Genomic DNA, 19,814 nt, shown 5'->3' with positions numbered 1-19,814 from the left:
GCTTTATGGTGTTGGTGATTCTTCTTTTTGTGTTTCAGCTGGCTTTGCTGGCTGCTGTTCGGGCTGTGTCTGTGCCGGCGCTTCAGATGGAGCATTTGTTCCTTGCTGTTGTTCCTCCACCGGTGCTTCACTATTGTTCTCAGACGCTTCAGCCTTTTCATTTTCCATTAATTCTTGCAATTCCTCGATCTGCTTTTCATAGTCTTTCTTTTCAATATCAATCTCGCTCAGAAGACGTTCACGTTCCTCTTCCTTTAAATCACTATCTAACTTAACCTCTTCCTCATAATGTAATAGAGCCAGCATTATTAAATCTAGATCTTCTAATTGGCGTGAAAGTGTCAAGGCTTTTTCTGCCTGTCCTCGTCCGAGGAAGATCCAGTATTGATAGTAACGAGGGTCTGTCTGTAAAGTAATCGTATTCAGAACATTATCCTTCTGATCTTCTGTCAGCGTTTCATTTATGATATGGGCGATAGATAGCTCGTATTGAATGACTTTCGGCATATCCTCTACCTCATAATCTGAAAGCGTGTTGATGACCTCACTGTATTTCTTTTGAAGGAAATGCTCTTGTGCATAGACATAAGCATCTTGTCGCGGTTCTAAAATAAATACTGAATACCCATTGTAAATACCTGAAGGAATAATTAATAATAAAAGAGCAACGATAGAATAGCGGAGCCAATTACGCTTCACCACTGTCATTTTTGTGAAATTCTTTTCTTCCGCCACAATTTTTTTCATTCGCTTTTGGATGATCGTTAGTAATTCTTCCTCATCCTTAGCCTGCAAGATTTTTTCAACTATCGGTGTTCGTACAATCGAATCGGAAAATTGATGATATTGATCGAAACTGTATTTTGGCTCAATTGCCGCAGCGATTAATGCCTTTGTTTCACGCAATGTACGCTCCGCGTTCTTTTCATACGGCGGAACACTTTCCTTCACACCATAATGCAGGAAGGTCGGTGTCATACTTTCATCAATGACGATGTTTTCTGGACAAACAAATAGATGAAGACGGTTCGATGAATGAGCCGTAACTGCCTTTACTAAATGCGCTGCAAACATCCACCTGCTTTTTTCCTCGTGCTTTATAACCTGGTCGAAAGACATATGATATTTTTCTGGGTGAAATGTCAAGATTAGTTCGTCTTCTGTAAAGGCGATTTCTTTTCGAATGAAGGGATTGGCGCTTTTCAATAACGCCACTTCTAGCTCATCTTGAAACTTAATTTTTTCTTTTTGGAAAGTGATCGTGATACGTTCCGGAGCCGTCTCGATCTTCGCTTCCAGCTGATTTTCAAGATACGTTTGTTTTTTTTCTGTCATCGTATTACTCCCCTACAATATTTCTAGACGATCTCCTGTTGTGACACCACTGGCTGCCAGCTGCTCACTCCCGGATAACATGATTTTTTTATTTTGCACACGTATCCAATATCCCTCTCTTGGAATATCCGTTATGGCTTTCACCTGCCAGACAACATCGACTAATTGCTTAACGGAGTAATAGTCGGAAAGACGGATATCAAAGCTTTCCCCTGTGTAATTCTTTAAATCTACTGTTATTTCTATGTACAATCTATATCACCTCAAAATAAAAGAGCGCCTTTCCTAAAAAACGACGCTCTTCCTGTTTCCTCATGTAGATGATGATTAACCGCGAATTTGACCCGCAATTTGACGATCTGCATCTGCAAGTGCATGTGCAGTCTTTTTCAATTGTGTAGAGACATCTTGTAAAAGTCTTTGCATATCAACGAAAGAAGGTCTTAATGTCGAATATTGATCAGCGAATGCTCGGCTAGATTCACCTTCCCACATTCCTTGTAGTTCTTCAATCATTTTGTCTAGACGAATAATCTGTTCATCTACCTGATTACTTTCATCGGTATAGCGTCCCGCCATTGCTTCCAATTCTGCAGGGGTAACTCGAATAATTCCTGACATAAACATCTCTCCTTTTACAAAATTTAACCTCATTCTAAAATCAACTTTTATGTAGGTCAATAACAATAATGAAAATCAGTTATAATTTACCAACACAGTTAGTAGTATTTTACCCATTCCCACCTTCTCGAAACTGTAGTAACCTACCATTTTAAAATAAATTTTATATGCTATAGTTAATAGTATATGGAAACAAAATCCTTTTAAACGTTAGAGGTGATGTACGTGTCTTTAGCATTTTATTATGCGCTCTTAGCGAAAAAGCAGAGCGATCTGCTGCGCCTGGAAACATGTGAAAGCAATTTACAAACGAAACAAGGGGAATTTGCCGATAATGAAAGCCTTATGACCGAGCCTTCACTGACAACCACAACATGGCATGGGAATTGGGCACAGGCTTTCGATGATATTCGAGAGAATGGTATCCTTGCCAGCTATATTGAAATCGAGACCACACAATTCAGTGCTACGTTTGAAGCTTTGGCTGCAAAGATTAAAGAAATTAAAGAAGAGATCGAACGAATCCAGCAAATTATCGCCCAGCTGCTTGCCGAGCAAAGCGCCCTTTCACAATGAGCCCTCCCTAGTTACTTGAAACATACAAGCACAATTAACTTGCTTCGATGAGTGAGTTTCTTACTATATATAAGGGCAGCATAACGATCGATTGCAAGGTATTTTAAACGCCGCCTTTACTGTAGAAAATACTTCTGGTGTTTTGCCTTATCATTCAGAGCACGCTGATTTGAACATTATGAATCCCTTTTATACACGAGTGGAATTTTGTCTAGTCTTTGGGACACTACTTGCAATTGTCCCTTTTTTATGTGGACTAAAAAGGCCGAAGCTAAAACCCATTATGGCGTGTGCGGCTAACACCATGTTGCCCACAAGCCTTTCTACATGCTTGTGGCAATAATAATAAAAACAAGCCTGTCCTGCTGCCTTTGAATCTATAGAAAAATAGATTCCTGAAATATCCACATGGAGTATGAGATCATTAGATAAAGAGCTTAATCAACTCAAAAAACGGTAAACTTAACGTTTACCGTTCTCTTAATAACTGCTGTTTTAACTCAGCCCATTATAATCTACTGTACCCGCTGCTATCTCACCATTTAACAGAGTATATCGTAAAGGCAGTAGATTAGCAGTTAAATTGAAGGCTGCCGTTAAACCTGACGTATTTACTGGATAGGTAATGCTTGGCATATCAGCTGCATTCGCTACACGTGAATTTTCTGCGTTAGCTGCAACATTTGTGCTGGATGCGCTCGTTGTAAGAATTACAATTCTATTAGTTACAGGCTCATTTCCTTCATGTACAACAGTATATTCAAATTCATCAAGCTGACCTACAGAAGCTGAATCACCAGAAGATGTGTATGTGTAGTCACCCGTAGCAGGATTTATTGTAAGCTGTCCGTATTTACCTTCTATCACCGTTGTTTCATCTTCACTTTCTATAGGTGAAGCATTTTCGCTAGTAAGCGATCTAACTTGCGAAATGGATGCACCGTCTGTAAATGTAACCGTACCTTGTCGTTGAATAGTTTCTCCTCCAGGAATATTACCTGTATACTCTCTTAAAGTAGTATCAGTAAAACTAAACGCGCCGCCGCTGATTAAATCTAAATTAAAATTACTATCAGGAGACGTGACAAATTCATATTCCCCTGGTCCAAAATAAGGTGTTCTAAAGTTGTATTTATTTTGAATAGGGATCCCTAAAAGAGTAAGATAGTCAAAGTTATCATCCCATACTTTTTCATAACCTTCATTTGTTTTTTTATACACTGCCAGGCCAACTCTTCCTGTCCCTACTACACCGCTTACAGTTGCTCTCACATTGAATTTGAATTCTTTTCCTTCCTCTACGATAAAGTTTGCTCCGACATTAGGCGTAGAAAGAACATCAGCACTAATGAGAGGGCTCAATGTCGCGTCAAGCGTTGTAAAGCTTAAATCTGTTGTACCTCTTTGAATACCGCCTAAATCTTCGGTTCTTTCATCGTATCCATAGTTTAAAGAAATTTGGTTTACTTCATACTCGGACCGTATCGCCTGTGTGCTTTGTTGCTTAGCATTATTGTATCTATTAATAGCAAGCTGTAAGAGTATTGTTGCCTCCTCGATTTCTTCTCTTGCTGCACTTTCATTTCCTGCAACTTTTCTTGCATCGCTGATAGCGTTATCGAAAGTATCCGATTCTTCCTGTGTTGTCCACTCTTCATTAGAAGCTACATCACTGCCGTTTTCTGAAATTGTCGCTCGTTCTACCTGCTCAGCTTCAACTATTAATTCCTGTAAGGCATCTCTACTTGCAGAAAGGTCTTCATCTGTTTGTGTGCCTGGCTGCTTTGCATTATTGTAAGCCTCAACAGCCTCTCTTAAATCTGCTGCTGCTGCATCCACTTCTGCTTGAGTCGTTTCCTCGTTTTCCAGTACTCCTCGGGCCTCATCCAGGGCTGCCGTAAAGGTATCCAACTACCTTCTTTTAATAAGATATATACAATGTCACAGGTTTAACTTGCTGGATTGTCTATTAATGAAGGGAATTTGTCTATTAACTCATTAAATTTGTCTATTATAAGCCCAGCTTTGTCCATTATCCCCGTCTCACAGATGCCTAGAAAAAAACACTGTTCGGCAATATGCCGAACAGTGTTTTTAGTATTGCTATATTATTTAGATACGATGTGGATTGGGTTGCCAAGTAATACTTCAGCAGCTTCCATCGTAATTTCACCTAATGTTGGGTGAGCATGGATTGTTAACGCTACGTCTTCTGCAGTCATGCCGCCTTCGATAGCTAAGCCCATTTCAGCGATCATATCAGATGCACCTGCACCTACGATTTGAGCACCGATTAATAGACCGTCTTCTTTACGGGCAACTAGTTTAACGAATCCTTCTGTTTGGTTAAGCGCTAATGCACGACCATTTGCTGCGAATGGGAATTTCGCTGCTTTTACTTCGATGCCTTCCGCTTTTGCTTGATCTTCTGAGTAGCCTACAGTCGCAAGTTCTGGATCTGTGAAGCATACTGCTGGAATTGCCAGGTAATCTACAACTGATTTTTCGCCAGCGATCGCTTCTGCTGCCACTTTACCTTCGTATGAAGCTTTGTGTGCAAGCTGAGGACCAGATACGATATCACCAATTGCATAAATGTTAGGTACTGAAGTACGGCATTGTTTGTCAACTTCAAGTAAGCCGCGTTCAGCAAACTTGATACCGATTTCTTCCAGACCCATTTCATCTGTATTTGGACGACGTCCTACTGTTACTAATACATAGTTTGCTTCGACAGTTTTTTCTTCTCCGCCTGCTTCGTATGTTACAACTACGCCGTTTTCATTTTCTTCTACACCTTTAGCTGATGCGCCAACTACTACTTCAACGCCTTTTTTCTTCAGGCCTTTTTTCACAACTTGCGTCATTTGTTTTTCAAAACCAGCTAGGATGTCTTTTCCACCCTCGATGATTGTTACTTGTGAACCAAGGTTTGCGTACGCAGAACCTAGCTCAGTACCGATGTAACCGCCGCCGATTACAACTAATTTCTCTGGTACTTCCGGTAAAGAAAGCGCGCCTGTAGAGTTGATTACACGTTCAGTGAATTTAAATGTTGGAATTTCAACTGGACGAGATCCTGTTGCTAAAATAGCGTTTTTGAATGTGTAAGTTTGTGCTTTATCGCCATCAATTACACGTACAGTGTTAGCATCTACGAAATAAGCTTCACCTTTTACGATATCCACCTTATTTCCTTTTAATAGGCCTTCAACCCCGCCTACTAGTTTAGAAACAACGCTATCTTTGAATGCTTGTGCTTTAGCCCAATCAAGCTTCACTTCTGATGCTACTACACCCATATCATCTGAATGTTTCGCTTGCTCGAAGCGGTGACCTACTGAGATCAATGCTTTTGATGGGATACAACCTACGTTTAAACATACGCCGCCTAATGCGCCGCGCTCTACAATCGTTACCTTTTGTCCAGTTTGCGCTGCACGAATTGCTGCAACGTAACCACCAGGGCCTGCACCAACGACAAGAGTATCAATCTCGATTGGGAAATCTCCTACTACCATTTTTATTACGCCTCCATTAATAAAAGTTCTGGTTCACTTAGCAAACGCTTTATATGATTTAAAGCATTTTGCGCAGTGGCTCCATCGATCATGCGATGATCAAAGCTCAATGATAATGCTAACACAGGTGCTGCTACAATTTCACCATTTTTTATTACAGGTTTTTCAGAAATTCGACCAATTCCTAAAATAGCAACCTCTGGATGGTTAATGACCGGCGTGAACCATTGGCCTCCGGCAGATCCGATATTTGTAATCGACATGGAGCCACCCTTCATTTCAGCTGGTGCCAACTTGCCTTCACGTGCCTTTGTTGCTAATTCATTAATTTCGCCTGAGACAGCAAAGACAGATTTACGATCAGCATGTTTGATAACAGGAACCAATAAGCCTTTTTCAGTATCGGCTGCTATGCCGATGTTGAAATAATGTTTTTGAATAATTTCTTGCGTTGCGTCATCCAATGAACGATTAAATTCAGGGAATTCACGCAGCATAGACACTAACGCTTTTACGACGTAAGGAAGATATGTTAGCTTTACGCCTTTTTCTGCCGCAATTTCCTTGAAGCGTTTGCGATGTGCTACAAGCGCTGTTACATCTACTTCATCCATTAGTGTAACATGGGGCGCTGTTTGTTTCGAATGGACCATCGCTTTAGCGATTGCCTTACGAATACCGCTCATTTTCTCACGTGTCTCCGGGAAGTCACCTTCTAAGTTGACAGCAGCAGGTGCTGTTTGTACTGTTTCTTCCGCAGCTGATGTTGTTTCTTCTGCTTGTGGAGCTTCTTCTACGTGGCCTCCAGCCATGAATTTCTCCACATCTTCTTTTAGCACACGGCCATTTTTACCTGTACCCTTTATTTGACGAATATCAACATCGTTTTCACGAGCAAATTTACGGACAGACGGCATTGCAATAACGCGGCTGTTTACATCCTGTTCACCTGCTGAGATGACAACACCCTTTTCTTTATCTCCAGCATCGCCTCTTTGCGGTGCTTCTTCTTGTTTTGCTTCTTTTTTATCGATCTCTTGACCTGCTTCAGCAGTTCCTTGAACCTGAGATTCTGTCTCAGCTTCTCCTTCTTCGCCAGCATGGTCATCGCCCTTTAATTTTAAATCCTCGTAGCCCGGCGCATCAAAGCGAATCAGCACATCGCCTACAACAGCGACTGTCCCTTCTTCAACTAAAATCTCTTCTACAGTGCCTTCTACAGGAGAGGGAATTTCAACGACTGCTTTGTCATTTTGCACTTCACATAAAATATCGTCTTCTTGAACTTTGTCTCCCGGTTTTACGAACCATTTAACGATTTCACCTTCGTGAATGCCTTCACCGATATCCGGTAAGCGGAAATTGAATGCCATTATTTATTCACCTCTTCTTAGAATGTTAGAACTTTTTTCGCCGTTTCCACTACGTCTTTGTAGTTAGGCAGCCAAACACCTTCTGCCTGTGGGAATGGATAGATTGTATCTGGTGCCGCTACGCGAAGCACTGGAGCTTCCAGACTTAAAATAGCGCGCTCTGTAATTTCAGCTACTACGTTCGCCGCAATACCCGCCTGCTTTTGAGCTTCCTGCACAACAATTGCACGGCCTGTTTTCTCCACTGATTTAATAATTGTGTCGATATCTAATGGCTGAATCGTACGAAGATCCACTACCTCGACCGAGTATCCTTCTTTTTCTAATTCCTCAGCGGCCTTCAAACTTTCATGAACCATTAAGCCATATGCAATGATTGTAAGGTCTTTTCCTTCACGTTTCACATCCGCCTTGCCGATTTCAATCGTATAAGACTCTTCCGGTACTTCTTCCCGGAATGAACGATACAGTTTAAGATGCTCTAGGAAAACAACAGGGTCGTTATCGCGGATGGCCGAGATCAACAATCCTTTTGCATCGTACGGCGTTGATGGCACGATAACTTTTAAGCCTGGCTGCTGTGTCATTAATCCTTCTAGCGAATCTGAGTGCATTTCTGGTGTATGCACGCCGCCGCCAAATGGTGAACGAATTGTAACAGGAGCATTATATGTGCCTCCAGTACGGTAACGCATACGCGCTAACTGACCGTTAATGGAATCCATTACTTCGTATACGAAACCGAAGAATTGGATTTCCGGTACTGGACGAAAGCCTTGAAGAGAAAGTCCGATCGCTAGGCCGCCAATGCCGGATTCTGCAAGTGGTGTATCAAATACACGGTCTTTACCAAATTCTTTTTGAAGGCCTTCCGTTGCACGGAATACACCTCCATTTACCCCAACGTCTTCACCGAAAACTAGAACATTCTCATCGTTTTTCAGTTCACAGCGGAGTGCATCTGTAATTGCCTGAATCATCGTCATTTGTGCCATGCTTATTTCGACTCCTTCTCTTTATAGATTTCAAGTTGTTCTTTCAAGTTATATGGCATTTCGCTTGCATACATATTTTCAATCAACTCCGACACCTTCTGTTTCGGCGCCTGATCTGCTTTCTTGATTGCTTCTTTGATTTCTTCTTTTGCACGCTCGATTACTTCTTCTTCTTTCTCTTTTGACCAAATGCCTTTTGCTTCTAGGTATTTACGGAAGCGAACAATTGGGTCCTTCAGTGACCATTCATTATCTAAATCTCCCGTACGATAGCGCGTTGGATCATCTCCGGCCATTGTATGCGGACCATAGCGGTAACATAATGTCTCGATTAATGTTGGTCCTTCACCGTTTACTGCACGCTCACGCGCATCTCGTGTAGCTGCGTAGACCGCCAATGGGTCCATACCGTCTACTAAAATACTTGGAATACCTGCCGCAATCCCCTTTTGAGCAAGTGTTTTTGCAGCCGTCTGTACTTCACGCGGCGTTGAAATAGCAAATTGGTTGTTTTGAACGAAGAAAATAGCTGGTGATTTAAATGCACCTGCAAAGTTAATGCCTTCATAGAAGTCCCCTTGCGATGAACCGCCATCTCCCGTATAGGTAACAGCAACTGTCTTTTGTCCTCGCTTCTGAATACCTAGTGCTACACCGGCAGCCTGCACATATTGCGCCCCGATGATAATTTGCGGCGGCAGAACATTTACACCCTCTGGAATCTGGTTTCCTACAAAATGACCGCGGCTGAACAGGAATGCCTTCCATAGCGGCAGACCATGCCATACGATTTGCGGTACATCACGATACCCAGGTAAAATCCAATCTTCCTTCTCAAGAGCAAATTGTGAAGCTAATTGAGATGCTTCCTGCCCTGCAGTCGGCGCATAAAATCCCAGACGTCCTTGACGGTTTAATGAAATAGAACGTTGATCCAAAATACGTGTATAAACCATACGGCTCATCAGTTCTACTAGTTCCTCATCTGACAAATTAGGATTTGCCTCGTCGTTAACAATTTCCCCTTCTTCATTTAAAATCTGGAACATATGAAATTTCTCTTCCACTTCACGCAATGTTGCAGTAGGATCGAATTTATTTTCTCCCATAGTTAACTCTCCCTTTCAACTGTATTATTTTTTTACAAAAATTTATTAGTACAACTTTTTCATAATTTGAGTATAAAGAAGAAAAGAGCATCGGTCAATCATTGATTCTTTTAGAATTTCATTATTTTTTCTTTTTATCAGAAAAATTATTAGTTCTTAAACTGTTATATATCAATGCAGTTACTGTATCACCTCTGTGTTATAAACAAGCTGCTGTAAAATAGTTGACTGCCTAAAGAAACGTAATGTTTCTACTATTCCCATTCCCCGCATTGTACAACTACCTTTTTTCAAATTTCTCGAAGTTTTTTTCATTGCCGTAGACGAAGAGTATTGTATACTTAGCATATACAGAAGAAAGTGAAAGGAAGTTTTTACATGATTTTAATGGAGGACATCGTTCGTGAAGGTCATCCGGCGTTACGTGCACGTGCAGAAGAAGTTGTATTTCCTCTAACAGAGGAAGACCGCAAGCTGGCTCATGATATGTTAGAGTATTTAATCAACAGTCAGGACCCGGAAATGTCGGAAAAATACAATCTGCGCGGCGGGATAGGTCTTGCTGCAAACCAGGTGAACAGCTTAAAGCGTATGTTTGCATTACACCTGGCAGATGAGAAAGGCGAGCAGTTGAGCTTTGTTGCAATAAATCCTAAAATTGTCAGCCATTCGGTTGAACAAACATACATTACATCCGGAGAGGGCTGCTTGTCTGTTGATCGAGCCATTCCGGGATACGTTCCGCGCCATGCACGGATTACGGTTAAATTTATGACAGTAGACGGCGAAGAAAAGAAACTGCGCCTATCAGGTCTCGCAGCTATTGCATTTCAGCATGAGCTTGATCACCTAAACGGCGTTATGTTCTATGACCGTATTGACGAAAAAGATCCATTTAGTGATATCCCTAATTCCCTACCGTATGAAAGATAAGAAAAACGTACTCGCAGCCGGCTTAGCTGCTTGATTTTCGATGCTAAAAAGCTCGACTATGTAGAGAATTCGATAACTTTAAAATTTATACCTTCCAACTATTTTTAAACCGGGGAAATTTCCCCGGTTTTTATTGTAAGAAATACATTTACTTTTTTATTAAATTATTTCCAGCTTCTTCATTACTTTATAAATGCCATCTTCATCTACATGAGGAGCTATTACATCCGCTACTGCCTTTGTCTTTTCATGGCCATTTGCCATCACTACGCCTGTCCCAACAGCTTCCAGCATTTCGATGTCATTCAGTCCATCTCCGAAGGCCACCGCATCTTCCATTGTTTTTCCTACATGGTCGAGTATTTTTTGGATACCGCGCGCTTTCGAGCCGTCCTTTGGCAAAATATCACATGAATACGGATGCCATCTGACGAATTGAACTTGCGGGAATATTTCACGATATAAAGGTTCATCCTTTTCCTGCATAAATATTAACGTTTGATAAACCGGCTTTAGTTTAAAGAAAGAGGCATCAATCCTCGGATAAGGATATTTAAGTGTAGCTAGGCTTGTCTCTACCTTTTCATCATCCGGGAAGGAGGCGATCATTTCCCGCTCATCTAGAAATACGACAGGCTCTCCACGACTTTCACCGAACGCAATGATTTTTTGCAGATACTCACTTGGAATAGAATCTGTGAAGATTACCTCCCCTTGATAAACGACGTACTGACCGTTGAACGTTACATATGTATCAATTTCAAGTTCTTCTAACAGCTCTTTAATCATGAAAGGCGCCCGCCCAGTGGCAATGGCGATTTCATACCCATTTTTCCTAGCGGTGAACAGAGCTTCCTTTGTTGAAGCCGGGAGTTCTTTTTCGCTATTATAAAGCGTGCCATCCACATCAAAGAATAATATTTTTTTCATATATTCCACCCTCTCTTTTTAATAAAGACCTTTACAAATTTCTGAAAATTCGATATAATGAATATAAGGAGTGATGCACTATGTTAAAACGACTCAAAAAGAAATTGTTGAAACGGTTGAATGGCATCCTCGGGAAAAAATCAATTGCGTAAGCCCTTCAGTTTTTGAAGGGCTTTTCTTTATTTTAGGATAGCTGCGTGATAATATAAAGGAAATGCATTTATTCGACGAATTCTTTACACCTCTTTATGTGATTTATACTTCTTCAGACATATGCTTTTACAGAAGTATTTGAGATGACAGAAGACCTGTGTAAAGCAGGACCTAAATGCAACCACTATGTACGTATCAAAAGGAGAGTAATTATGATTTATAAAGTTTATTATCAAGAAAACATGAATGAGATTCCAGTTCGCGAAAACACAAAATCATTATACGTAGAGGCATCTTCAGAACGTGAAGTTCGTGAGTTTCTAAAAGAACGAAACTACAATATCGAGCTTGTGCAATTACTTGAAGGAAATTACCTAGAGTATGAGCGCAACAGCCAGAACTTCCGTCTGGAGAACGCTTAATCGCTTATGAAGTTTGTTAAAAACGATCAAGCGGCTGTTTTCGCACTCGGCGGACTGGGCGAAATCGGCAAAAACACATATGGAGTTCAATTCCAAGATGAAATTATCCTAATCGACGCAGGTATTAAATTCCCGGAAGATGACTTGCTTGGAATCGATTATGTCATTCCTGATTACACATATTTAGTACGAAACGTTGATAAAATCAAAGGTTTATTTATCACACATGGTCACGAAGACCATATCGGTGGTATCCCTTATTTACTGCGTCAACTGAATATACCTGTTTACGGAGGCAAACTTGCCTTAGGCTTGTTACGGAACAAGCTGGATGAGCATGGACTGCTTCGTACAACAAAGCTTATTGAAATTAAAGAAGAAGATGTTATCAAATTCCGAAAAACATCTGTAAGCTTCTTCCGTACAACGCACAGTATCCCGGATGCATTCGGCATTGTTGTGAAGACACCACCTGGAAATATCGTCCATACAGGAGATTTCAAATTTGACTTTACGCCAGTAGGTGAACCAGCCAACTTAACAAAAATGGCGGAAATCGGGCGTGATGGTGTATTATGTCTGCTTTCAGATAGTACAAACGCTGAAGTACCAAACTTTACGATGTCTGAACGTAAAGTGGGCGAAAGCATTAATGATATTTTCCGTAAAGTGGACGGACGAATCATTTTCGCAACCTTCGCATCAAATATTCACCGTTTACAGCAAGTAACTGATGCAGCAGCTGCACATGGCCGTAAAATCGCTGTTTTTGGCCGTTCTATGGACAATGCTATTACAATTGGACGTGAGCTTGGCTATATTACTGCACCGAAGGAAACATTCGTCGATGCGCAAAGCATCAACCGTCTTCCAGCAAATGAAGTGCTAATTTTATGTACGGGATCACAAGGTGAGCCAATGGCAGCGTTGTCGCGTATCGCTAACGGAACACATCGACAAATTCAAATTCAGCCTGGAGATACAGTTGTATTCTCATCTTCACCTATTCCAGGGAACACAATTAGTGTCAATAAGATTATTAACCTACTATTCCGTGCAGGAGCCGAGGTTATCCATGGGTCATTGAATAACATTCATACATCTGGTCACGGTTCACAGGAAGAACAGAAGTTAATGCTTCGGTTGATCAAGCCCAAATTCTTTATGCCGATCCACGGAGAATACCGTATGCTGAAAATGCATACAGAGCTTGCTGTTGATTGCGATGTGCCGCATGAAAATACATTTGTTATGGAAAACGGTGATGTATTAGCATTAAGTGCTAATGAAGCGCATGTAGCAGGCCGTATCCCATCAGGTGATATATATATCGATGGCAGTGGTATTGGTGATATCGGCAATATCGTACTGCGTGATCGCCGTATCCTTTCAGAAGAGGGACTTGTCATTGTCGTAGTAAGTGTCGACATGGCAAATCAAAAAATCGTTTCTGGACCAGATATTATCTCTAGAGGATTTGTTTATATGCGCGAGTCCGGCACCATGATTAATGAGGCCCAGAAAACACTGGCACAGCATTTGAACAGCACGATTCAGGAAAAGTCTCCACAATGGACAGAGCTGAAAAATGAAATTACAGACGTTTTAGGTCCTTACCTTTTTGAAAAGACAAAGCGTCGTCCAATGATTTTACCGATCATTATGGAAGTGTAAAATAATATACTGCAGCCAGTCTCCTAAGGAGACTGGCTCTATAAGAAAGGTTGCTCCCATATTATTGGGAGCAACCTTTTTAACTGTTAAAGTACCTTTTTCATGAAGCGATTGATGTCTACATCTGCACCGATGACTAAAAGAAGATCACCCATTAAAATTGGATCTGTCGGTTCAGGTGTAATAAGAATTTCTTCCCCCCTTTTAATCCCTACAATATTGATTCCGTATTTTGCCCGGATATCCAAGTCTACAAGGGAACGGCCGGCAATTCGGTCACTTACCTTTATTTCCATAATGGAATGCTCGTCCGATAATTCTAGATAGTCAAGCACATTATTAGATATCATATGATTAGCAATCCGAATCCCCATATCCCGCTCAGGATGAACAACAAAATCAGCGCCGATTTTCCGCAGTACTTTCTCGTGGTAGTCGTTGTTTGCTTTCACTGTAATTTGCTGTACACCTAGTTCTTTAAGAATCAGGGTCGTTAAAATGCTTGATTGGATATCCTCCCCGATTGCCACAATAACATGTTCGAAATTTCGCAGACCAAGCGATTTGATAACTGCCTCATCCGTTGTATCTGCTACTACCGCTTGTGTTGCAATATGTGCAAAATCATCTACACGCTCAGGTGAATAATCGATGGCCATAACATTAGCACCTTGGGAAATTAGTTCCTTTACAATGCTGCCTCCGAAACGTCCCAGCCCAATTACAACAAATTCTTTTCTCATTTGTATTCCCCCTGTTCTTCTGTGATTTCAGTGTATATCAAATTAAAAAAAATAAAAAGGCACGGCATACGCCCTACCTTTTATATTCTTCAATGACACGTTGAATGCGCTTTTCAAGCATTCGTAAAGCAGCCCCGCCTGCCTGATAATGCCGAAGCTGACCCTTTTCATCAAATAAATAATATGCTGGTACATATCGATTGCTGAAACGATCTGTAATGAGGAAGTCATTATCTACGACAATTGGATGTTTCATTTTATAGTACTCTACCACGGCCTTCACATTTGGAAGAATCATGTCTTCTTCAGTACGAGGCATATGGACCGCTATGACATTTAATTCACTTGCATATTTATCCCCCAACATACTCACCGTATCTAATCCGTACTTACATAAATCACAGCTAACCGACCAGAAGTGTATGAAAGTCGGCCTTTTTGCAAGCATTTCTGCTGTCATTTTTTTATTATTTAACCAATTGGCTCCATCTAATGAGGGCATTGGAGCACGCATTTTCATATCCCATCCTCCTTGCTCCCTGATATGATATGCAGAATTGGCTAAAGTGTCGCTTGGTCAGACCGTCAATTTGCAGGACATACCCCTCCTGATTGCACTGCCTGAATCATTCTTACTATTTCATCAACATCCCGCTCAATATTATGATGGAAAATTATTTGGTAAGACTGCTCTCTTTTAAAGCTGATGATAAGCAACCCAGACAGGGATGTCCCCCTCTTCTATCAAAACACCATACGCCTTTGATACATGATAGCCCATATCGGCAACGGCAGAAAAATTCAATTTTCCTCCTCCATTTTCCTTTCTACATTCAGTTACATTTTTAACTAATTATGAGTTTTAATATTTTTTTTCGGCTTTACCAGTAAAAACCTCTTGTAATCAGGGGAAAATTCGTTATAATAATTATGTTTTGTAAACTTAAAGTTTGGTAATAGTAAACTTTAATACTTTTTGTTTAGCATTACTAAACCAAGCAGGAGGGATGTGCCTAATGCAAATCGGAGCAAAAATTAAAGCTTTACGATTAAAAAAGGGGCTCACGCAAGAAGAGCTTGGGGAACGTACGGACCTGACAAAGGGTTACATTTCACAACTTGAACGCAACCTAAACTCTCCGTCTATTGAAACGCTATTCCATATTCTCGAAGTCCTTGGCTCTACGCCTAAGGAATTTTTTGATGACACACCTGATGAGCAACCAGTCGTTTATACGAAGGAAGACCACACAAGCTATACCGACCACGACAAAAACTATTCAATTGAGTGGCTGATCCCGACCTCTAATGAAAAGGAAATGGAGCCAGTCATTCTAACTTTACAAAAAGATGGTGAATTCAAGCAGTTTGAACCCTCATTATCTGAAACTTTTATTTATGTAATAAAGGGCCGCATCCGCGTCGTCATCGGCACAGAAGAATATATCGCAGGCGAAGGCCACTCGGTTTATTACGAGGCATCTTCAAACCATCAGATTTTTAATGCACACAACGGACTGACAAGGGTGCTGCTAGTAGCTACTGAATCTTATTTGTAATGAGGAGGACAACTAATGGATAACACGATTATTCGTTTTGAAAACGTAACAAAATCTTATAATGACGGGACGACCGTCCTAAAAAATATCAACTTTGAGCTTGAAAGAGGCAAATTTTATACATTATTAGGTCCCTCCGGCTGTGGAAAAACAACCATTTTACGTATTATTGCCGGGTTTACAGATGCCACGACAGGTGATGTATATTTCAATGGCAAACGTATAAACAATGTGCCTGCTAATGAAAGACAAGTGAATACCGTGTTTCAGGATTATGCGCTGTTTCCTCATTTAAATGTTTTTGAAAATGTGGCATTTGGTCTTCGAATCAAAAAAGTAAAGGAAACGGAAATTAAAGAACGTGTCCTGGAAGCATTGAAGTTCGTTAACCTAGCAGGCTATGAAAACCGTGAAATTTCTGAGATGTCCGGAGGTCAGCGTCAGCGTGTAGCAATTGCCCGCGCGATCGTTAATGACCCCGAAGTAATCCTATTAGATGAGCCGTTATCTGCCCTTGATTTAAAGTTACGAACTGAAATGCAATATGAGCTCCGCGAGTTACAGCAGCGTCTTGGCAAAACATTTGTTTTCGTCACACACGATCAGGAAGAAGCCTTGGCAATGAGTGACGAGATTTTCGTCTTGTCTCAAGGAGAAATTATGCAGTCAGGAACTCCAGTCGATATTTACGATGAACCGATCAACCGCTTTGTTGCAGACTTTATCGGTGAATCCAATATCGTAGACGGTGTAATGATTGAAGATTATAAAGTACAGTTTGCCGGCAAAGTGTTTGAATGTGTGGATGGCGGAATGAAGCCAAACGAGAAAATTGACATCGTCATCCGTCCAGAAGATTTAGAAATTACATCGGTAGATAAAGGCAAATTAATTGTGCGTGTTGATACGCAGCTATTCCGTGGTGTTCACTATGAGTTATCAACATACGATAAAGACGGCAATGAATGGCTTGTTCATTCACTGAAAAAGGCAGAAGTAGGTGCAGAAATCGGTTTGGACTTCGATCCAGAAGCAATTCATGTTATGCGTCTGAACGAAACAGAAGAAGAGTTCGACAAGCGCTTAGAAGCTTACGGGGAAGACGATCATGCAGAGTAAAAATCGCACAGCGTTATTCCCTTATGTCATTTGGATTGCCTTATTCGTTATTGCACCGATTGCCTTAGTACTTTATTATTCCATGCTTGACCTTTCTGGAAATTTCACGCTGGAGAATTATAAAAACTTCTTCTCCGCTATTTATTTAAAAATGACATTCACAAGCTTCTGGTATGCATTTCTCATTACTTTCTTTACATTATTGATTGCATACCCGACTGCTTATTTGCTGACAAAGACAAAGCATAAGCAGCTATGGCTGATGCTGATTATCATCCCATCTTGGATCAATCTGCTGTTAAAAACATATGCATTCATTGGAATCTTCGGCTTGTATGGTCCGATCAATGCCTTCATTGAAGTATTCGGCTTTGATCCTCAGCAAATTTTATTTACTGATTTTAGCTTTATTTTTGTATCGGTATATATCTTCATTCCATTCATGATCATACCGATTTTCAACTCGCTCGATAAATTAAACCCGTCCCTTGTTTTTGCTGCGAGAGATCTTGGGGCATCCAGCTGGACAACATTCCGCCGTGTCGTATTCCCATTAACGATTGACGGTGTAAAATCAGGAATTCAGGTAACATTCATCCCTGCCCTATCACTCTTCATGATTACTCGCTTGATTGCAGGAAATCAGGTTATTACCCTCGGAACAGCCATTGAACAGCAGTTCCTTGTTTCTCAGAACTGGGGGATGGGTTCTACAATCGCCGTATTCCTAATTGTATTCATGGTACTGACGATGATGGTTACGGGACAAAAGAAGAAAGGAGGCCGTGTATAATGAATAAATTATCTGCAGCCTCTAAAGGATATTTGGTTTTAGTGTTCATCGTCCTATATGCACCGATTTTTTATTTGATTTTCTATTCATTTAACAGCGGCGGCAATATGAACGATTTTGAGTCTTTCACTTTGGAACATTACAAGGCTGTATTTGAAGATACACGCCTGCTCGTCATTCTGATCAATACTGTGTTGATCGCTCTATTATCTGGTCTGATTGCCACAATTATTGGAACGCTCGGTGCTATCGGAATCGTTTCGATGAAGGACAAAAAATTACGTAATACATTTCTTTCATTAAATAATGTATTGATCGTTTCTCCAGATGTTGTGATCGGGGCCAGCTTCCTTATCCTATTTACGATGATCGGGGTAAAGCTTGGCTTCACATCTGTACTTGTATCCCATATTGCATTCAGTGTACCGATTGTAGTACTGATGGTATTGCCAAAGCTATTAGAAATGAACACCTCCCTTATTGATGCAGCCCGTGATTTAGGGGCGACAAAACGGGATGTATTAACGCGTGTTATCCTTCCGTATATCGCACCGGGTATTTTTGCCGGCTTCTTCATGGCCATTACGTATTCACTTGATGATTTTGCTGTGACATTTTTCGTGACAGGCAACGGTTTCTCAACTCTTTCTGTGGAAATCTATTCGATGGCGCGCGCCGGCATTAAATTAACAATTAATGCTATTTCCGGTCTTGTCTTCTTAGTAACAGTCCTAGTGGTAATCGGCTACTACTTTGTCAATAACCGTACGAAAGCAAGAATGGGGGAATCTAAATGAAGCAGCTCGTACAGGCAACCAGCGCAATTATTGTCGTCTGCCTTCTTTTATTCTTTGCTTCAAGATCTTTAGAATCTGCCGGGGCGAAAGGCAGTAAAGATACGCTGACAGTCTATAACTGGGGCGAATACATCGATCCTGAATTGATCGATGCGTTTGAAGAAGAAACAGGTATTCATGTTGTATATGAAACATTTGATTCAAATGAAGCAATGTATACGAAAGTTCAGCAGGGCGGCTCATCTTATGACATCGCTGTTCCTTCCGAATATATGATTGAGACGATGATTGAAGATGATATGCTCATCGAACTTGACCATTCACTGATTCCGAACATGAAGAATATTGATCCCTACTTCTTGGACTTACCATTCGACCCAGGCAACAAATACTCTACCCCTTATTTCTGGGGAACCGTCGGTATTGTGTATAATCCATCAATGGTACCTGAAGATTTGACGTTTGAATCATGGGAAGATTTATGGGACGAACGTTTAAAAGATAAAGTATTCCTAGTGGATGGCTCCCGTGAAGTCATTGGGATGGGATTGAATTCACTCGGCTATTCCTTGAATCTGAAGGACGATTTGGCACTTCGTGAAGCAACAGATAAGTTAATCGAGCTAACACCAAACGTTAAGGCTATTATCGGTGACGAAATTACACCGCTTATGATCAATAATGAAGCAACCGTTGCCCTTACGTGGTCCGGCCAGGCAGCCGATATGATGTGGGAAAATGAAGAACTAGATTTCGCGGTACCTGAAGAAGGTTCAAATTTATGGTTTGATAACTTTGTTATTCCAAAAACATCCAAGAATATTGAAGGAGCACATGCCTTTATTAATTTCATGCTGGATGCAGAAAACGGAGCGCAAAATGCTGACTATGTCGGGTATTCAACACCTAATGCTGCTTCTTGGGAGCTCATGGATGAAGAAGTTATTAGCGATGAGCGCTTCTATCCAGATGTTGAGCTTCGTGAACGCCTAGAGGTTTACGAAAACTTAGGCCTCAAATGGCTTGGTAAATATAATGAATATTTTCTTGAATTTAAGATGAATCTAAATTAGATAAAGAACGCACAGCTTTCTGCTGCGCGTTTTTTCATTCCTTTTACCGATATTTCTAATAGAGACACTTACAGTATAATTATGTTAG

The 19,814-nt window shown here is 40.9% G+C and carries 20 protein-coding genes; 9 read left to right on the top strand and 11 right to left on the bottom strand.

Going from position 1 to position 19,814, the window contains the following annotated elements:
• Positions 1–3 precede the first annotated feature (3 nt).
• The 3 genes from essB to AA0Y26_RS03480 form a co-directional block, all read right to left on the bottom strand.
• On the bottom strand, positions 4–1,335 hold the full coding sequence (gene essB, locus AA0Y26_RS03490; RefSeq protein ID WP_413365164.1) for a type VII secretion protein EssB: 1,332 nt from the start codon (positions 1,333–1,335) through the stop codon (positions 4–6).
• Positions 1,336–1,347: 12 nt separating this feature from the next.
• Positions 1,348–1,587, bottom strand: a complete 240-nt coding sequence (locus tag AA0Y26_RS03485) for an EsaB/YukD family protein (RefSeq protein ID WP_413365162.1) — start codon at positions 1,585–1,587, stop codon at positions 1,348–1,350.
• 75 nt (positions 1,588–1,662) lie between these two features.
• A complete protein-coding gene (locus AA0Y26_RS03480; protein WP_413365160.1) occupies positions 1,663–1,956 on the bottom strand; it encodes a WXG100 family type VII secretion target in 294 nt (97 codons plus the stop codon).
• 219 nt (positions 1,957–2,175) lie between these two features.
• Between AA0Y26_RS03480 and AA0Y26_RS03475 the strand changes: the two genes are divergently transcribed.
• Positions 2,176–2,532 (top strand): DUF5082 domain-containing protein, encoded by a 357-nt coding sequence (locus AA0Y26_RS03475; RefSeq protein ID WP_413365158.1) that lies wholly within the window; start codon positions 2,176–2,178, stop codon positions 2,530–2,532.
• 495 nt (positions 2,533–3,027) lie between these two features.
• Here AA0Y26_RS03475 and AA0Y26_RS03470 read toward each other — a convergent pair whose 3' ends face one another.
• The 5 genes from AA0Y26_RS03470 to pdhA form a co-directional block, all read right to left on the bottom strand.
• Positions 3,028–4,443, bottom strand: a complete 1,416-nt coding sequence (locus AA0Y26_RS03470) for a hypothetical protein (protein WP_413365156.1) — start codon at positions 4,441–4,443, stop codon at positions 3,028–3,030.
• Positions 4,444–4,640: 197 nt separating this feature from the next.
• Complete coding sequence (gene lpdA / locus AA0Y26_RS03465) at positions 4,641–6,053, bottom strand: dihydrolipoyl dehydrogenase (protein ID WP_413365155.1); 1,413 nt, start codon at positions 6,051–6,053, stop codon at positions 4,641–4,643.
• A gap of 5 nt (positions 6,054–6,058) precedes the next feature.
• Complete coding sequence (locus AA0Y26_RS03460) at positions 6,059–7,426, bottom strand: dihydrolipoamide acetyltransferase family protein (RefSeq protein ID WP_413365153.1); 1,368 nt, start codon at positions 7,424–7,426, stop codon at positions 6,059–6,061.
• 17 nt (positions 7,427–7,443) lie between these two features.
• On the bottom strand, positions 7,444–8,421 hold the full coding sequence (locus tag AA0Y26_RS03455) for an alpha-ketoacid dehydrogenase subunit beta (RefSeq protein ID WP_413365151.1): 978 nt from the start codon (positions 8,419–8,421) through the stop codon (positions 7,444–7,446).
• A gap of 2 nt (positions 8,422–8,423) precedes the next feature.
• The gene (gene pdhA, locus AA0Y26_RS03450) at positions 8,424–9,530 is read right to left on the bottom strand and encodes a pyruvate dehydrogenase (acetyl-transferring) E1 component subunit alpha (RefSeq protein ID WP_413365149.1); all 1,107 of its coding nucleotides are present in this window, start codon (positions 9,528–9,530) and stop codon (positions 8,424–8,426) included.
• A 378-nt stretch (positions 9,531–9,908) separates the two neighbouring features.
• Here pdhA and def point away from each other — a divergent pair, with 378 nt between their 5' ends.
• Positions 9,909–10,463: a peptide deformylase gene (gene def, locus AA0Y26_RS03445; protein WP_413365147.1), complete on the top strand. Its 555-nt coding sequence runs from the start codon at positions 9,909–9,911 to the stop codon at positions 10,461–10,463.
• A gap of 159 nt (positions 10,464–10,622) precedes the next feature.
• On the opposite strand, the gene AA0Y26_RS03440 is transcribed toward def, so the two are convergent.
• Entirely contained in the window at positions 10,623–11,393 is a 771-nt protein-coding gene (locus AA0Y26_RS03440; RefSeq protein WP_413365145.1) for a Cof-type HAD-IIB family hydrolase, read from the bottom strand.
• 365 nt (positions 11,394–11,758) lie between these two features.
• On the opposite strand from AA0Y26_RS03440, the gene AA0Y26_RS03435 reads away from it, so the two are divergent.
• Together AA0Y26_RS03435 and rnjA are read left to right on the top strand one after the other, a co-directional pair.
• Positions 11,759–11,968: a DNA-dependent RNA polymerase subunit epsilon gene (locus AA0Y26_RS03435; RefSeq protein ID WP_413365143.1), complete on the top strand. Its 210-nt coding sequence runs from the start codon at positions 11,759–11,761 to the stop codon at positions 11,966–11,968.
• Positions 11,969–11,974: 6 nt separating this feature from the next.
• Positions 11,975–13,642, top strand: a complete 1,668-nt coding sequence (gene rnjA / locus AA0Y26_RS03430) for a ribonuclease J1 (RefSeq protein WP_413365141.1) — start codon at positions 11,975–11,977, stop codon at positions 13,640–13,642.
• 86 nt (positions 13,643–13,728) lie between these two features.
• On the opposite strand, the gene AA0Y26_RS03425 is transcribed toward rnjA, so the two are convergent.
• On the bottom strand, positions 13,729–14,385 hold the full coding sequence (locus tag AA0Y26_RS03425) for a potassium channel family protein (RefSeq protein ID WP_413365139.1): 657 nt from the start codon (positions 14,383–14,385) through the stop codon (positions 13,729–13,731).
• Positions 14,386–14,458: 73 nt separating this feature from the next.
• Complete coding sequence (locus AA0Y26_RS03420; RefSeq protein ID WP_413365138.1) at positions 14,459–14,905, bottom strand: redoxin domain-containing protein; 447 nt, start codon at positions 14,903–14,905, stop codon at positions 14,459–14,461.
• Positions 14,906–15,401: 496 nt separating this feature from the next.
• On the opposite strand from AA0Y26_RS03420, the gene AA0Y26_RS03415 reads away from it, so the two are divergent.
• From AA0Y26_RS03415 to AA0Y26_RS03395, 5 genes are read left to right on the top strand one after another with little or no spacing between them, the layout of a single operon-like run.
• A complete protein-coding gene (locus AA0Y26_RS03415; RefSeq protein ID WP_413365136.1) occupies positions 15,402–15,944 on the top strand; it encodes a helix-turn-helix domain-containing protein in 543 nt (180 codons plus the stop codon).
• Between the two features lie 15 nt (positions 15,945–15,959).
• Positions 15,960–17,063, top strand: a complete 1,104-nt coding sequence (locus AA0Y26_RS03410; protein ID WP_413365134.1) for an ABC transporter ATP-binding protein — start codon at positions 15,960–15,962, stop codon at positions 17,061–17,063.
• Complete coding sequence (locus AA0Y26_RS03405; RefSeq protein ID WP_413365132.1) at positions 17,053–17,856, top strand: ABC transporter permease; 804 nt, start codon at positions 17,053–17,055, stop codon at positions 17,854–17,856. Before AA0Y26_RS03410 ends, AA0Y26_RS03405 begins: the two co-directional genes overlap by 11 nt.
• Complete coding sequence (locus AA0Y26_RS03400; RefSeq protein ID WP_413365131.1) at positions 17,856–18,653, top strand: ABC transporter permease; 798 nt, start codon at positions 17,856–17,858, stop codon at positions 18,651–18,653. The genes AA0Y26_RS03405 and AA0Y26_RS03400 overlap by 1 nt, the downstream gene beginning before the upstream one ends.
• Positions 18,650–19,726 (top strand): ABC transporter substrate-binding protein, encoded by a 1,077-nt coding sequence (locus AA0Y26_RS03395; RefSeq protein WP_413365129.1) that lies wholly within the window; start codon positions 18,650–18,652, stop codon positions 19,724–19,726. The genes AA0Y26_RS03400 and AA0Y26_RS03395 overlap by 4 nt, the downstream gene beginning before the upstream one ends.
• The last annotated feature ends 88 nt before the right edge of the window (positions 19,727–19,814 follow it).

It is taken from the genome of Lysinibacillus canaveralius (genome assembly GCF_047301505.1).
Classification (GTDB): domain Bacteria; phylum Bacillota; class Bacilli; order Bacillales_A; family Planococcaceae; genus Lysinibacillus_B.
This window is presented reverse-complemented; position numbering and strand designations above follow the sequence as displayed.

Coding starts and splice junctions, on each gene's coding strand:
- essB (WP_413365164.1), bottom strand. CDS start 1,335: ATGACAGAAAAAAAACAAACGTATCTTGAAAATCAGCTGGAAGCGAAG.
- AA0Y26_RS03480 (WP_413365160.1), bottom strand. CDS start 1,956: ATGTCAGGAATTATTCGAGTTACCCCTGCAGAATTGGAAGCAATGGCG.
- AA0Y26_RS03475 (WP_413365158.1), top strand. CDS start 2,176: ATGTACGTGTCTTTAGCATTTTATTATGCGCTCTTAGCGAAAAAGCAG.
- lpdA (WP_413365155.1), bottom strand. CDS start 6,053: ATGGTAGTAGGAGATTTCCCAATCGAGATTGATACTCTTGTCGTTGGT.
- AA0Y26_RS03460 (WP_413365153.1), bottom strand. CDS start 7,426: ATGGCATTCAATTTCCGCTTACCGGATATCGGTGAAGGCATTCACGAA.
- AA0Y26_RS03455 (WP_413365151.1), bottom strand. CDS start 8,421: ATGGCACAAATGACGATGATTCAGGCAATTACAGATGCACTCCGCTGT.
- pdhA (WP_413365149.1), bottom strand. CDS start 9,530: ATGGGAGAAAATAAATTCGATCCTACTGCAACATTGCGTGAAGTGGAA.
- def (WP_413365147.1), top strand. CDS start 9,909: ATGATTTTAATGGAGGACATCGTTCGTGAAGGTCATCCGGCGTTACGT.
- AA0Y26_RS03440 (WP_413365145.1), bottom strand. CDS start 11,393: ATGAAAAAAATATTATTCTTTGATGTGGATGGCACGCTTTATAATAGC.
- AA0Y26_RS03435 (WP_413365143.1), top strand. CDS start 11,759: ATGATTTATAAAGTTTATTATCAAGAAAACATGAATGAGATTCCAGTT.
- rnjA (WP_413365141.1), top strand. CDS start 11,975: ATGAAGTTTGTTAAAAACGATCAAGCGGCTGTTTTCGCACTCGGCGGA.
- AA0Y26_RS03425 (WP_413365139.1), bottom strand. CDS start 14,385: ATGAGAAAAGAATTTGTTGTAATTGGGCTGGGACGTTTCGGAGGCAGC.
- AA0Y26_RS03420 (WP_413365138.1), bottom strand. CDS start 14,905: ATGAAAATGCGTGCTCCAATGCCCTCATTAGATGGAGCCAATTGGTTA.
- AA0Y26_RS03415 (WP_413365136.1), top strand. CDS start 15,402: ATGCAAATCGGAGCAAAAATTAAAGCTTTACGATTAAAAAAGGGGCTC.
- AA0Y26_RS03410 (WP_413365134.1), top strand. CDS start 15,960: ATGGATAACACGATTATTCGTTTTGAAAACGTAACAAAATCTTATAAT.
- AA0Y26_RS03405 (WP_413365132.1), top strand. CDS start 17,053: ATGCAGAGTAAAAATCGCACAGCGTTATTCCCTTATGTCATTTGGATT.
- AA0Y26_RS03400 (WP_413365131.1), top strand. CDS start 17,856: ATGAATAAATTATCTGCAGCCTCTAAAGGATATTTGGTTTTAGTGTTC.
- AA0Y26_RS03395 (WP_413365129.1), top strand. CDS start 18,650: ATGAAGCAGCTCGTACAGGCAACCAGCGCAATTATTGTCGTCTGCCTT.